The sequence below is a fragment of the Leucobacter weissii genome (genome assembly GCF_017565745.1).
GTDB lineage: Bacteria > Actinomycetota > Actinomycetes > Actinomycetales > Microbacteriaceae > Leucobacter > Leucobacter weissii.
Genome location: NZ_JAGDYM010000007.1, coordinates 22,468 through 36,131 on the forward strand (window position 1 = coordinate 22,468; position 13,664 = coordinate 36,131).

The 13,664-nt window shown below is 71.2% G+C and carries 13 protein-coding genes; 10 read left to right on the forward strand and 3 right to left on the reverse strand.

Translation table 11 applies throughout. The annotated features are described in order from the left end of the window. Positions 1 to 113: 113 nt before the first annotated feature. Complete coding sequence (locus J4H92_RS06370) at positions 114 to 452, reverse strand: DUF4229 domain-containing protein (protein WP_208097311.1); 339 nt, start codon at positions 450 to 452, stop codon at positions 114 to 116. 106 nt (positions 453 to 558) lie between these two features. Between J4H92_RS06370 and J4H92_RS06375 the strand changes: the two genes are divergently transcribed. Together J4H92_RS06375 and menD are read left to right on the forward strand one after the other, a co-directional pair. Further along, complete coding sequence (locus tag J4H92_RS06375) at positions 559 to 1,008, forward strand: PLDc N-terminal domain-containing protein (protein ID WP_208097313.1); 450 nt, start codon at positions 559 to 561, stop codon at positions 1,006 to 1,008. Positions 1,009 to 1,032: 24 nt separating this feature from the next. Further along, positions 1,033 to 2,931 (forward strand): 2-succinyl-5-enolpyruvyl-6-hydroxy-3-cyclohexene-1-carboxylic-acid synthase, encoded by a 1,899-nt coding sequence (gene menD / locus J4H92_RS06380; RefSeq protein WP_208097315.1) that lies wholly within the window; start codon positions 1,033 to 1,035, stop codon positions 2,929 to 2,931. Positions 2,932 to 2,938: 7 nt separating this feature from the next. Here menD and J4H92_RS06385 read toward each other — a convergent pair whose 3' ends face one another. Continuing rightward, positions 2,939 to 4,222 (reverse strand): isochorismate synthase, encoded by a 1,284-nt coding sequence (locus tag J4H92_RS06385; protein ID WP_208097317.1) that lies wholly within the window; start codon positions 4,220 to 4,222, stop codon positions 2,939 to 2,941. Between the two features lie 133 nt (positions 4,223 to 4,355). Between J4H92_RS06385 and ubiE the strand changes: the two genes are divergently transcribed. The 3 genes from ubiE to J4H92_RS06400 are packed head-to-tail and all read left to right on the forward strand — an operon-like array spanning position 4,356 to position 7,567. After that, positions 4,356 to 5,132 carry a bifunctional demethylmenaquinone methyltransferase/2-methoxy-6-polyprenyl-1,4-benzoquinol methylase UbiE gene (gene ubiE, locus J4H92_RS06390; RefSeq protein WP_341783020.1) on the forward strand — a complete coding sequence of 259 codons (777 nt, stop codon included), beginning with the start codon at positions 4,356 to 4,358 and terminating at the stop codon, positions 5,130 to 5,132. Next, the gene (locus J4H92_RS06395; RefSeq protein ID WP_208097321.1) at positions 5,129 to 6,187 is read left to right on the forward strand and encodes a polyprenyl synthetase family protein; all 1,059 of its coding nucleotides are present in this window, start codon (positions 5,129 to 5,131) and stop codon (positions 6,185 to 6,187) included. Before ubiE ends, J4H92_RS06395 begins: the two co-directional genes overlap by 4 nt. 3 nt (positions 6,188 to 6,190) lie before the next feature. After that, on the forward strand, positions 6,191 to 7,567 hold the full coding sequence (locus J4H92_RS06400) for an FAD-dependent oxidoreductase (protein ID WP_208097323.1): 1,377 nt from the start codon (positions 6,191 to 6,193) through the stop codon (positions 7,565 to 7,567). Here the strand turns inward: J4H92_RS06400 and J4H92_RS06405 are convergent. Then, entirely contained in the window at positions 7,551 to 8,615 is a 1,065-nt protein-coding gene (locus tag J4H92_RS06405) for an Ldh family oxidoreductase (protein ID WP_208097325.1), read from the reverse strand. The genes J4H92_RS06400 and J4H92_RS06405 overlap by 17 nt on opposite strands. 244 nt (positions 8,616 to 8,859) lie before the next feature. Here J4H92_RS06405 and J4H92_RS06410 point away from each other — a divergent pair, with 244 nt between their 5' ends. The 5 genes from J4H92_RS06410 (at position 8,860) to J4H92_RS06430 (ending at position 13,645) form a co-directional block, all read left to right on the forward strand. After that, positions 8,860 to 9,585 carry a GntR family transcriptional regulator gene (locus J4H92_RS06410; protein WP_208097327.1) on the forward strand — a complete coding sequence of 242 codons (726 nt, stop codon included), beginning with the start codon at positions 8,860 to 8,862 and terminating at the stop codon, positions 9,583 to 9,585. A 276-nt stretch (positions 9,586 to 9,861) separates the two neighbouring features. Beyond that, on the forward strand, positions 9,862 to 10,713 hold the full coding sequence (locus tag J4H92_RS06415) for a substrate-binding periplasmic protein (protein ID WP_208097329.1): 852 nt from the start codon (positions 9,862 to 9,864) through the stop codon (positions 10,711 to 10,713). A gap of 22 nt (positions 10,714 to 10,735) precedes the next feature. Further along, the gene (locus J4H92_RS06420) at positions 10,736 to 11,479 is read left to right on the forward strand and encodes an amino acid ABC transporter permease (RefSeq protein ID WP_208097331.1); all 744 of its coding nucleotides are present in this window, start codon (positions 10,736 to 10,738) and stop codon (positions 11,477 to 11,479) included. Continuing rightward, on the forward strand, positions 11,479 to 12,318 hold the full coding sequence (locus tag J4H92_RS06425) for an amino acid ABC transporter ATP-binding protein (protein WP_208097333.1): 840 nt from the start codon (positions 11,479 to 11,481) through the stop codon (positions 12,316 to 12,318). The genes J4H92_RS06420 and J4H92_RS06425 overlap by 1 nt, the downstream gene beginning before the upstream one ends. Positions 12,319 to 12,400: 82 nt before the next feature. Next, on the forward strand, positions 12,401 to 13,645 hold the full coding sequence (locus J4H92_RS06430) for an NAD(P)/FAD-dependent oxidoreductase (protein ID WP_208097335.1): 1,245 nt from the start codon (positions 12,401 to 12,403) through the stop codon (positions 13,643 to 13,645). The last annotated feature ends 19 nt before the right edge of the window (positions 13,646 to 13,664 follow it).

Here is a 13,664-nt window from a genome sequence, read left to right on the forward strand (position 1 = left end):
CGGTCCCGCCCGCCGCCTCCCTGCTCCGCACCCGCTGCGGGTGGGCGCGGAACGCCCTGTGCGGGCCGAGAGAGGCGCCTCGGGTCCGACGGGGCGAAGGGGCGAGGGCGGCCTCAGCCCCGCTCGGCGCCGGTGTCAGAGCCGGTGTCGGTGCCCGAGACGGAACCGTCGTCGGTGCCGGTGAGGGGGTCGAGGGACTCCGCGGTCTCGATCGCCTCGTCCTCGACGATGTCGTCGGCCGTGCGATCCTGATGCCGCCAGTCGTAGACGCCCTTCGCCGCGGTCTCGCGCAGTCGCGAGAGGAGGATCACCGAGAGCGAGGCGGCGACCAGCGTCGCGACGAGCGCCGCCGCCCACCAGTACCAGCCGAGGAGCATGAGCAGCGCGAACGGCACCGCGAAGAAGGCGAGCCGCAGCACGGCGTAGAGGATCCAGGCCTTTCGGGTGTTCACGCTGGGAGTCTACCCAGGGACGCTTGTGCATCGGCTCCACGTGGCCCCGAGGAGGGCGCGGCGCCGCGCGGAGGAGACTGTCAGAGCGCCCCGGTACCATGGGGGGATGGTTCGGTTCGTGATCATCGGCGCGGTCATCGCGGTGGCCTTCACGCTGTATGCGCTCGTCGATGCGGCCATGACCGATGCCAACCGGGCGCGCGGGGTGCCGAAGCCCGTGTGGGTCGTGATCGTGGTGCTGCTGCCCGTGATCGGGGGCATCCTGTGGCTCGCCATCGGCAAGGGGCGCGGCCCGCTGCCGACGCCGCGGAGCGCCCCGGACGACGATCCCGGGTTCAGCGGGACCCGCATGTCCGACGCCGAGCTCGACGAGCACGTGCGCGAGCTCGAGGATCGCCTGCGCGAACTCGACTCCGAGACGTTTCCCGGAGAGGACCGGCCGAAGGGGGCTGAGCGACCCGCGAGGGGTTCGGGCGACGAACCGGATGCCGACGCGGCGGAGAGCGGCATCGACAACGGCACCGAGGCCGACGATCAGCGGCCGGAACCGAAGTGAGCGCGGCGAAATGACCGCGCGGAAATGACCGGCGGAGCTGCATCGCCGGCGTCGAGCGCCGGTGGCGGAGCGGCGGCGCTCTCCTCACGGGTCGCGGCGGGGGCGATCGGGGAACTCGTCCTCCGCGGCGTGCGCGATGTCGTGGTGTGCCCCGGGTCGCGCTCCCAGGCGCTCGCGCTCGCCGCGGCCGAGGCGGAGCGGCGGGGCGCCGTCCGCCTGCACGTGTGCGTCGACGAGCGGTCGGCGGCGTACTTCGCGCTCGGCATCGGGCGCGAGACCGGTGTTCCGGCCGTCGTCGTGGTGACCAGCGGCACGGCGGTCGGCAATCTCATGCCGGCGGTGCTCGAGGCGTCGCACGCGCGGGTCCCGGTGATCCTGCTATCCGCCGATCGGCCGCCGGAACTGCACGGCGTGCGCGCCAACCAGACGCTGTGGAACAGCTTCTTCCTCGCCGAGTTCAGCCGGTACATGGTCGACGTTCCGGCCGTCGAGGAGGGAGAGCCGGCCGAGGCCTATCTGCAGACGGTCCGGGAGATCGCCGCCGAGGCGTACCTGGGCGCCACCGAGCATCTGAACGGTCCCGGCCCGGCGCATCTGAACATCGGGTTCCGGGATCCGCTCTCGGGCGGCGACGGGGGGCTCGTGAGGACGCTGGCGGGCTCGCCCGTCGCCGTTCCGCCGTCGCCCGCGCCGCCGCTCCGGGACCGTCGGGACTACGTGAGCTGCGCGCGGTGCGGGCCGGGATTCGTGCGGTCGGGGGAGTGCCGCCACCGGCGATGCGAGGAACTCGACGTCTACGTGCACGGCGACGACGGCGCCGGCCCGCGGGCTGTGGTGATCGCCGGAGCGGATGCGGGTCCCGCGGCCGCGGAGTTCGCGCACGCCGCCGGGCTGCCGCTGCTCGCCGAGCCGTCGAGCGGGGCGCGGTACGGTCGGGAGGCGATCCAGCACTGGGAGCAGCTGCTGGCCGTGCCGGAGACCGGGGACGCGATCGAGCGGGTGATCGTCTTCGGCAATCCGACCCTCACCCGCGCCGTCCCCGCGCTGGTGCAGCGGGCCGGCGTGGAGACCGTGGTCGTCGATCCGGCGGGCCCGGACGGGCCGCCGCGGGGGATCGAGCGCTTCAACCCCGGGCTGCGCGTCGGGGCCTTCGCGCTCCGCGCGGAGGTGGCGGCCGGCCACGACGCGGGAGCGATGAAGCCGTGGCTCGGGGAGTGGGTCGTGCGCGACCGCGCGCTGCGCGAGGAGACGACGACGATGCACGCCCCGGATCTGGGCGCGGCCCGCGCCGCAGGCTACCGCGAGCGCAACGCCTACGCCAGGGCCGAGGTCGCGGCGCTCCGGGAGGCCGTCACGCGGGAGCATCTCACCGAGGCGGTGTGGCTGGCCACCTGGCCGCACGACCGGCTGGTGGTCGCGGCGTCGCGGCTCATCCGGGTGCTCAATCGCACGGCGGCTCCGAGGAACATCAGGGTGCATGCGAATCGCGGGCTCTCGGGCATCGACGGCACCGTGGCCACGGCGCTCGGCATCGCGGTCGCCAGCCAGGCGCATGAGAGCCCGGCCCAGGCGGCCGGCACGACCCGGGTGCTGATCGGCGACCTGGCGCTGCTGCACGACGCGGGCTCGCTGCTGCTGCCGGCGTCCGGGCCGGACGCCGGTTCCGCGCCCCGTCCGCGCATCCAGCTCTTCGTGGGCAATGACGGCGGCGGCACGATCTTCGACACCCTCGAGGCCGCGGAGACCGCGCGGGACGACGATTTCGATCGCGTGATGTACACGCCGCAGAACGTCGAGCTGCACGCGCTCGCGGAGGCCTACGGGTGGGCCTACGAGCGCGTCGAGAATCGCGGCCGGCTCGACCGGCTGCTGACCGCGCCGGTGACCGGTCCGATGCTCGTCGAGATTCCGCTCGCGCGCTGAACGCGGCTCAGTCCGCCGCGGCGAAGGCCTCGACGATGGGGGCGAACTTCGACACCGTCTCCGCGAACTCCCGCGCCGGGTCGCTCCCCTCGACTATGCCGCCTCCGGCATATGCGGTGATGGTGCGGATCCCGCCCGCCGGCGGTCCGAGTTCGGCGCAGCGCAGCGCGATGACCCACTCCCCGTCCCCGTCCGCATCGATCCAGCCCACGGGGCCCGCGTATCTGCCGCGGTCGAACGATTCCAGCTCCGCGATCGCGGAGACCGCGACGGAGGTCGGGGTGCCGGCGACGGCGGCCGTCGGGTGGAGCGCCGCCGCGAGTTCGAGGGAGGACTCCCGGCCGGGCAGCGCGCCCAGATCGGTCGCGAGATGCCAGACGTTCGGGAGGCCGAGCGCGAAGGGCTCCTCGCTCGTGCGCAGCCCGTCGACATGGGGCGAGAGCGCGGTCACGACGCTCTGCACCGCGAAGGCGTGCTCGTGCTGCTCCTTCGAACTCGTCAGCAGCTCATCCCGCACGCGCGCGTCGGCGGCAGGATCGTCCAGCCTGCGCGCGCGGGTTCCCGCGAGCACACGAGCCGAGATCGCCCCGTCGGCCCGCCGCACCAGGGTTTCGGGGCTCGCCCCCAGTATTCCATCTACCGCATACGTCCAGCAGCCGTCGTACCGTTCCGCGAGCCGGCCGAGCGGGACGCGCAGATCCCCGTCGGCCGCGACCGTGCCGGCGACCCGGCGCGCCACGACGATCTTCTCGGCCTCGCCGAGCTCGATGCGCCCTCGGGCCTTCCCGACGCTTGCGAGGTAGGCCTCGTCGGGGGCCGCCACCGGCAGCCGCGCCGCGGGAGCCGCGCCCGCGCGCCGCGCCGACGGCGCCGTCGACGGCGGAACCGGATTGCCGTCCCGTGAGATCTCCGTGATCCACGCCGTGCCCCGGTGCCGCGCGATGAGCAGGCGGGGCACCACGAGCACGCTCGCCGCCTCGCTCTCGTCGTCGAAGGCGAACGCTCCGAAGGCGACGAGTCCGGAGCCCGGCAGGCGCACGGGGTCGTCGATCTCGGCGGCGGAGGACAGCTCGCGCCACGCCTGCGCCGCCCGCGAGAAGCGCCCCGGACCCGAGAAGCGGAGGCGGAGCGTCTCGCCGACGCCGACGGCGCCCCGGTCGCCGCGGATCCACACCAGCGGATCCGTCGGATCCGCCCGCGCCAGCAGCTCCGGCATCCCGAGGGGGGCGTCGAGCGGCCTGGTGACGGCGCGCAGCGCGGTGTGCTCGGGGGCCGCCGATCCGCTGGTCATCCTCTCAACCCTACCGCCTGCCCCGCACCCGGCGGGTCATGCGCCGTGAGCGCACGCGAGCCACCGGCGACGATTCTCGGCGTATTCGCGCTCACGGCGACGGCTTCCGGCTGGCCCTAGTAGCATGGATCGGGTGACCCGCCCCGACACCGCCACCAAGCAGGCGACCGATGTCTCGACGATGTTCGATGAGGTGTCCCCCCGCTACGACCTCATCAACGACGTCCTGACCCTCGGCTTCGACCGTCTGTGGCGGCGGGCGACGACCGAGGCGCTCGGCGCGACCGCGGGGATGCGCGTGCTCGATCTCGCGGCCGGCACCGGGACCTCCAGTGCGAGCATCGCGCGGCGCGGCGCGCACGTCACCGCGGTCGACTTCTCCGAGGGGATGCTGGAGGAGGGCCGGCGGCGGCACGCCGGGGACCCCCGGATCGAGTTCGTGCACGGCGACGCGACCGAGCTGCCCTTCCCGGACGGCGGCTTCGACGCGGCCACGATCTCCTACGGCCTGCGCAATGTGAGCGAGCCGCGGCGCGCGCTCGCGGAGATGCGCCGCGTCGTGCGTCCGGGCGGGCGGATCGTGATCGCCGAGTTCTCCACGCCCCCCTCGCCGCTGGTGCGGGTGCCCTACAGCGCCTACGGCCGCCACGTGCTGCCGATGATCGCGGGGCTCATCAATCGCGACGCGGCGGAGGCGTACCGCTATCTGAACGAGTCGATCGAGCAGTGGCCCGCGCAGCGCGAGCTGGTGCGGTGGGTGCGGGAGGCGGGCTTCGAGCGCGTCGCCTACCGGAATCTCAGCTTCGGGATCGTCGCCCTGCACCGCGGCTTCGTGCCGGTCGACGCGATCGGGGACCGCCGGCCGCCGACCCGGGGCGAGCTGCCGACCGCGGAGGCGGATGCGGCATGAACCTTCCCATCGCCGAGGACACCGCGACACAGGCGCTGCCCATGCGCCTGTTCCGCGGCGCGGGCGAGCGGCGCCACGTGCGGCGGATGCGGGAGCAGCTCGGCCTCGTGGAGGCCGGTCTGCTGGATCATCTGCGCTTCGCCTCGTCCGTGGCGGACGCGCCGGCGCGCTATCTGGCCGAGGCGGGCGGCAAGCGCATCCGGCCCATGCTGACCCTGCTCACCAGCGAGCTGGGGGACGGGCCGGGCGAGCTGGTGCGCCGCGCCGCGCAGGCCGTCGAGCTGACCCATCTCGCCTCGCTCTACCACGACGACGTGATGGACGACGCGAAGCTGCGCCGCGGGGTGCCCGCCGCGCAGATGGTCTGGTCCAACTCGGTCGCGATCCTCGCCGGCGATCTGCTGTTCGCCCGGGCCTCGACGCTCGTCTCCGGCATGGGGGAGGAGGCGATCCTGCTCCAGGCCCGCACCTTCGAGCGGCTGTGCCTCGGTCAGCTGCACGAGACGATCGGTCCGCAGGACGGCGACGATCCGATGGAGCACTACCTGCAGGTGCTCGCCGACAAGACCGGGGCGCTCATCGCGACCGCGGCGCGCATGGGCGTCATGTTCTCCGGCGCCCCGGGAGCGTTCGCGGATCCGGTGACGGAGTACGGCGAGCGCATCGGCGTGGCCTTCCAACTGGTCGACGATGTGATCGACCTCTCGCCGAAGGCCGAGCGGACCGGAAAGCGGGCCGGCACGGATCTCCGGGCCGGCGTGATCACCATGCCGCTGCTGCGGCTGCGCGAGCTGGCGGCAGGCGGCGACGCGGAGGCCGCCGAGCTGAGCGAGCGCATCGGCGCCGGCGTCGCGCGCATCGCGGCGGGCGAGGATCCCGCGCTGCTGGATCCCGAGGTGGAGGCGCTGCGCGCCCATCCGGTGACGGCGCAGACCGAGCTCGCGGCGCGCGACTGGGCGCGGGACGCGGTGGCGGCGCTCGATCCGCTGCCGAAGTCCACGGTGAAGCGCGGACTCGAGCTCATGGCGGAGTCCATAGTGAATCGAGAAGGGTAGGGTATGACCGAGTTGCGACTGGCGATCGTCGGCGCCGGCCCCGCGGGAATCTACGCGGCGGACCTGCTGAACAAGGCGGAACGCGATTTCGACGTGGAGATCGATCTGTTCGAGCAACTGCCCGCCCCCTACGGGCTCGTGCGGTACGGGGTCTCTCCCGACCACCCCCGCATCAAGGGCATCATCACCGCGCTGCGCGAGGTGCTCGACAGCGGCACCGTGCGCTACTTCGGGAACGTGCGCTACGGTCAGGATCTCACGCTGGACGACCTGAAACGGCATTATCACGCGGTGATCTTCGCCACGGGCGCGATCCGCGATGCGAGCCTCGGGATCCCGGGCATCGACGCCGAGGGCTCCTACGGCGCCGCCGATTTCGTGAGCTGGTTCGACGGGCACCCCGACGTGCCGCGCACCTGGCCGCTCGAGGCCGAGCAGGTCGGCGTCGTCGGCAACGGCAACGTCGCCCTCGACATCTCGCGCATGCTGATCAAGCACGCCGACGACCTCCTGCCCACGGAGATCGCCGACAACGTCTACGCGGGGCTGAAGGCGAACCCGATTCAGGATCTGCACCTCTTCGGGCGTCGCGGGCCGGCCTACGTGAAGTTCACGCCGCTCGAGCTGCGCGAGCTCGGCGAGGTGCGCGACGTCGACATGGTGCTCGACGGGCGCGATTTCTCCTTCGAGGACCCCTACGTCGAGGAGACCCTGCTGAAGAACAAGCAGGTCGTCGTGATCCAGCGCGTGATGAACAAGTGGCTGGAGGAGCAGCGGGCCAGGGAGGCCGGCGAGGTCGCGCCCGCGTCGCGTCGCCTGCACCTGCACTTCTGGTCGAAGCCGGTCGAGGTCGTGACGGAGGACGGCCGGGTCGCCGGGTTGAAGATCGAGCGCACCGCACCCGACGGAGCGGGCGGCGTGATCGACACCGGCGAGTTCGAGGTGATCCCGCTGCAGTCCCTCTACCGTGCGGTGGGCTATTACGGCTCGCCGCTGGACGAGATCCCCTTCGACGACGCGCGCGGCGTGATCCCGAACGAGCAGGGCCGGGTGACCGACGCCTCGGGCAGCCGCCTGCCCGGGGTGTACGCCACCGGATGGATCAAGCGCGGCCCGGTGGGGCTCATCGGGCACACCAAGAGCGACGCGATGGAGACGCTGGAGTGCCTGCTGGAGGATCGCGAGACCTGGTGGCGGCCGATCGAGCCGGAGGCGTCGCGGATCCCCGAACTGCTCGAGGAGCGCCGGGTGCCCTACACGACCGTGGAGGGCTGGCATCGGCTCGACGAGCACGAACTCTCCCTCGGCGAGGCCGCGGGTCGGACGCGCGTCAAGGTGGTCCCTCGCGACGAGATGACCCGGATCAGCCGCGAGGGCTGACCGCCGCGGCGAGAAGCTCCCGGATCGCCGGAGTGACCGGGATCCCCGTTCGACCGGCCTCGGCGCGCGCCCGGTAGCGGTGATCCGCGGGCAGGCGCTCCAGGCCCGCCTCGCGCAGGGCGGCGATGAACTCGGCTACCCGACCGGCGAAACCGCCTGCGCCGCGATCCGGGTCGATGAGGATGAGGAGCTGACCGGTGCGCGCCGTGCCGCCGTCCTCCGGGGACTCGGCGAACACCAGATCGTCCTGATAGGAGAACGCGCTGCCGGTGAGTCCGGAGGCGAGGATCTCGACCATGAGCGACAGCGCCAGGCCCTTGTGTCCCCCGAAGGGGAGCAGGCCGCCCTCGTCGAGGATCTCCCGCGGGTCGTCGGTGTCGCGCCCGCCGCGCCCGGTGCCCGTGCCGAGGTGCACCTTGCGACCGGCCTCGGCGGTCAGCTGCAGGTCGCCGTGCGACATGGTGGAGGTGGCGAAGTCCATGACGAGGGGGCGGCCACCGGCCACCGGTGAGGCGAAGGCGAAGGGGTTGGTGCCGAGCACCTCTCGGCGCGCCCCGCGAGGGATCACCGAGGCGCCGCCGGTCACCATCGTGAGGCCGAGCAGACCGTCGGCCGCGAACGGCTCGAGGTCGGGCCAGAGCGCGCTGAAGTGGTGGGAGTCTCGGATCGCCACGACTGCGACGCCGGTCTCGCCGATGGCTTCCGCGATCTCCTGCTCCGCGGCGATGAGGGCGGGCTGCGAGAAGCCGTCGGCGGCGTCCACCCGGATGAATGAGGCACCCGCGCGCTGCACGACCGGCTCTGCGGCGCCGTTCGCCCATCCGCTGCTGAGGGACCGCACATATCCCGGCACCCGGAACACGCCGTGGCTCAGCGCGCCGTCGCGCTCGCAGGAGGCGCAGTTGCGGGCGAGGATCGCGGCGACGGGCGGGCTCGCACCCGCGGCGATGAGGGTCGACCCGATCGCCTCCACCAGGGCGTCGAAGGAGATCCGCCCGGCGTCGTCGCGGGCGTCGTGCCCTGCGCTTTGCGGCTCGTTCTCGGACATGTGCGCTCTCCTCGGACGGTGGCATCGGAAAATCGTCTGATTGTAAGATAACGCAGCGGATCACTCGTCCCCGAACCCGACCCGCCCACCGGTGCACACGACGGGGCTCGGGCGTCGCAGTCAGCACCATGATTGTCAGATTGTATGATTTGATGAGGAGTCGGAGCCGAGCGCCGGCGACATCTGCGCAATGCGGCTCCAGCGGGCCTCGCCGGGGCGGCGGCGCGGAGAAGGGGAGTCGAGGATGCCGGGATCTCAGCGTGAGGATGCGGCGGAGCCCGTCGCCGTCATCGAGCGGGGACCGGCGCGCGTCGTCGCCGTCTCCCGGCGCGAGGCCGTGCGGATCGAAATCAGGCGTGCCATCATCCTCGGCGCACTCACGCCGGGGGATCGAGTGACCGAGGCCCAGTTGTCCGAGCAGCTCGGCGTCAGCCGCCCGACGGTCAGAGAGGCGCTGAACGCCCTCGCGGAGGAGGGCCTGATCGTCAAGGAGTCCTATCGGGGTCTGCGCGTCGCGAAACTGGCCCCCGACGCCTTCCACGACATCGCGCTCGGCAGGATCGCGCTCGACATGCTGGCCGTCGACGACGTGCTCGCCGATGAGACGGGTGAGAAGTTCGCGGTGATCGAGCGCGGCTGGATGCGCTACGAGAACGCCGTGTTCCACCCGGATCCGGTGGTGCAGCACGATGCCCACCTCGAATTCCACCGCTGCCTCTGGGACGCGTCCGGGAACTACCTCCTCGAGAAGCTCTGGCCCGTGACCGCCGCCCAGCTCACGATAGCGCTGGCCGAGGATCAGCGGCGCCGCGCCGATCCGGAGCGCGAGCACCGCGTGCACCTGACGCTCATGGAAGCGCTGCGCACCCGGGATCGGGCGGTGATCCGCACGGCGATCTCGGCGCACACGCTGGAGAGCGCCGACGAGATCGTGCGGATGATGCGGGAGGAGGAGGATCGCGGCCGATGATCGGCCCCGATCAGACGGCGGATCCTGCGAAAGCGCCCCGGACGTGCTCGTCCGTCCGGGGCGCTTTCGCGTCTCGCGCCGGGCGGTCCGGGTGCAACCGTGATGATTTTGTTATCTGAGGCCTTGCAATGTGCGCAATGTCGTATTAACGTCAGATTGTAAGACACTCAGGCAACTGATCTGAACGGTCTTCACCCGTTCCTCGCGGAGCGGGGCTGCACCCGCAGCGCACGGGCCCCCGCCCAGTTCCACACCCACTCCCTGGAAGGGACGACGATGTCCAGAACAAGCAAAATCATCCTCGCCGTGCTCGGCGTGATCGTGCTCGCGGTCGCGGCCGGCTTCTTCGGCTCCGGCCTGCGGGGCGATGGCAGCGGAGGCGGCGGAGAGGCCTCGGCCAACGGCGCGTGGATCGACAAGATAAAGAGCCAGGGCGAACTGCGCGTGGGCATCGCCTCGGCTCCGCCGATGACCGCCGAGCAGCCGGACGGAACGATGGGCGGCCCGAACGTGCTGCCGCTGCAGACGCTCGCCGACCAGCTCGGCGTGAAGTTCACGCCGGTCGCGGCCGAGTGGAGCAAGATGGTCTCCGGCCTGCAGGCGGACCGTTTCGACGTGGCCGCCTACCTCGACTCCACCTCGGAGCGATCGCTCGCCATCCAGTTCACCGACGCGGTCTACACCTATCAGGGCGTCTTCCTCGTCCGCGAGGACTCGGGGCTGACGAGCGCGGACGACATCGTGGCGACGGGCGATCCGATCGCACTCGCCAGCGGTACCTCCTACGAGCCCGCCGTCGAAGCGCTCGGTTCGGAGCTGCTGACCACCGAGAGCATCCCCAACGCCGTCACCTCGGTGAAGTCGGATCGGGCGGTCGCCGCCTTCGCCGATCTCCCGACGCTCGCGGACGCCGCGCAGAAGGACTCGTCGCTGAAGATCGTGGTTCCGGATCCGGCCATCTTCGTCCAGGATTCGAACTACGGCGTGAGCGCGGACATCGACGCCCGCTCGCTGCAGATCCTCAACATCGCCATCCGCAGCGCTCAGAACGACGGATCGCTCTCGCGAGCCTTCGCGGACGCAGGCATCGTCGAGGTCGAGACGCTCGGCGATCTGCGTGCCGAGTGACGCGCCGACCCTCTGATACCCGATGAATATTCGAGCCTACGACTTCGACTGGAACGTCGTAACGAGCAACTTCCCCAGGCTCCTCGAGGGGCTGGGGACCACGCTGCAGATCGCCGTGATCGTGATCGTGCTCAGCATGCTCCTCGCGGTGCCCGTCGCGCTGCTGCGGATGTCGCAGATCGAGGTGGTCCGCTGGCTGGCACAGGGATACATCGAGCTGTTCCGCTGCACGCCGTTGCTGGTGCAGCTGTTCTGGGTCTACTACGCGATGCCGACGCTGACCGGGATCACGATCCCCGGCCTCGTCTCCGCGGTCATCGCGCTCACGCTGAACCTCACGGCGTTCATGGCCGAGGCCTACCGCTCCGGCTTCCAGGCGGTGCCGGTGGAGCAGATCGAGGCGGGGAAGATGCTGCGCCTCACGAGCTGGCAGAGGACCCGCTTCATCGTCATCCCCCAGGCGCTGCGGCAGCAGCTGCCGGTGATCCTGTCGCTCAACATCTCCCTCTTCAAGGACACGGCGCTCGTCTCGACCATCGCCGTCGCCGACCTGATGTTCACGGCGAACAAGATCGCCTCCGAGTCCTATCGGGCGCTCGAGATCCTGTCGACCGCCGCGCTCATGTACTTCCTGATCGCGTTCCCGGTATCGCTGATCCTTTCGAAGATCGAGCGGAACATGATGTCCGGCGATAGCCGGGGCGGGAGGAAGCGCAGATCGGTGGCGGCCCAGATGGTTCCCGGAACGAAAGTGCAGGTGGCATGATGACCGAGAACGCTCCGGAGGGAGGGTCGCACGCGCGCACCGGACCCGTAGCGACCGCGACGGGCGCCCAGCGCACGATCACCGCGGCCATCGGCGAGGCGCTCGTCTCGGCCCGCGGCCTGCAGAAGAGCTTCGGCGACCGGCGGGTGATGCGGAACGTCGACTTCGACATGCTCGTCGGCGACATCACGGTGATCATCGGGAAGTCCGGGTCGGGCAAGAGCACGCTGCTGCGAGCGCTCGCCGGGCTCACCGAGCCCGACGACGGCCGGATCATGTTCGACGGCGAGGTCGTGTTCGAGGACCGGCAGCGGACGCCGGTGTGGAAGGAGGTCGACTCCTACATCGGCATGATCTTCCAGTCGTACACGCTGTGGCCGCACATGGACGTCGCGAAGAACCTCACCCTGGCCCCGCGCAAGAAGCTCGGCATGAGCGAGGCCGAGGCGATGGAGCGGGCGAAGCGGTCGCTCGCGGAGGTCGGCATGTCGGAGCATCTCCATTCGCGCCCGGCGCAACTCTCGGGCGGCGAACGGCAGCGCGCCGCGATCGCTCGCGCACTGATGATGGAGCCGAAGCTGCTGCTGTGCGACGAGATCACCTCGGCGCTCGATCCGCCCGTCGCGGCGGAGGTGCTCGGGGTGCTGCGCCGCCTCAAGGAGGAGGAGGGGATCGCCGTCGCGCTGGTGACCCACGACATGGCCTTCGCCTCCAAAGCGGCCGACCGGGTCGTCTTCTTCCACGAGGGCGAGATCGCGGTCAACGCCACCCCGGACGAGGCGTTCAACCGCAGCGACAACGCCGAGCTGAAGAAGTTCGTGGATGCTGTCAGATTCTAAGACGCCGTCAGGCGCTGAACGCCCCGGTGGCGGCGGGCTCGCCCACCCCGCCGCCACCGGCCCCTCCTCGAAAGGAACTCAGTTGCGCACTGTCGTGATCGGCGGTGGAGTGATCGGACTCACCGCCGCCTACCATCTCGCCCGAGAGGGCGAGGAGGTCGTCGTCGTCGACCAGCGGAAGACCGGTCTGGGGGCGAGCGACGTCAACGCCGGCTGGGTGGTGCCGGCCGAGTCCGCCCCGGTTCCGGGGCCGGGCGTCGTGCTGTCCGCACTGAAGTGGATGACGCGGCCCGACAGTCCGCTCTACATCAAGCCCTCGTTGCGACCCGACTTCGTCTCGTTCATGCTCGGCATGTTCCGAGCCTCGAACGCGAAGGCGCAGCGGGCCGGGTTCGCCGCCCACCTCGCGCTCGCCGAGGACTCGGTGCACCTCTTCGACGAGTACCGGGCCGACGGCATCGACTACGAGCTGCACCACCGCGGACTGCTCATGGCCTTCAAGGACCGGGAGTTGATGCACCATCACCTGGGCTACGTCGACCTGACCGAGCGCTACGGGCTCGCACCGGAGAAGCTCATCGGCGACGACGTGCGCGTGCACGAGCCCAAACTGAACGACAGCGTGCAGGGCGGTCTGTTCTTCCCGAAGGAGCTGCACCTCGATCCCGGGGGCTTCGCCGCTGCCCTGCACGCGAGACTCATCGAGATGGGCGTGGAGATCGTCGAGCACGCGCCGATCGACGAGGTCCGGATCTCGGACGGTCGGATCCTGCGCGTCGGCTCGCGCGGCCGGAGCTTCGCCGGCGATCGCTTCCTGCTCTCCGCCGGCGCCTGGACCGGCCCGCTGTCGAAACTCTTCGGCGCCAGGATCCCCATCCGCCCGGGCAAGGGCTACTGCGTCGAGGTAGCCCCCTTCGGCCTCAGAGGGGCGACCAATCTGCACGACGCGAAGGTCGCGACCACGCCGTTCTCCGACCGCTTCCGCCTCGCCGGCACGATGGAGTTCGGGGGTCTCGACGAGAAGGTCAACCAGGTGCGCGTCGACGCGATCCTGCGCGCTCCGGGCGCCTACTTCCGCGACTGGGAACCGCCCGCCGCGAGCGAGATCCGGCCGCGCGCCGGCATGCGCCCCATGTCGCCCGACGGCCTGGCCGTGATCGGCAGGCTTCCGCGGCTCGCCAACGGCTTCGTGTCGACCGGGCACGGCATGCTCGGCGTCACCCTCGCACCCGCCACGGCCCGCGTGCTCACCGAGCTCATCCGAACCGGGCGGGACTCCCCGCTCCTCGCGCCGTTCTCGCCCGCCCGCTTCCGCGGCGGCCGCTGACGGGACGACGCAGACGAGA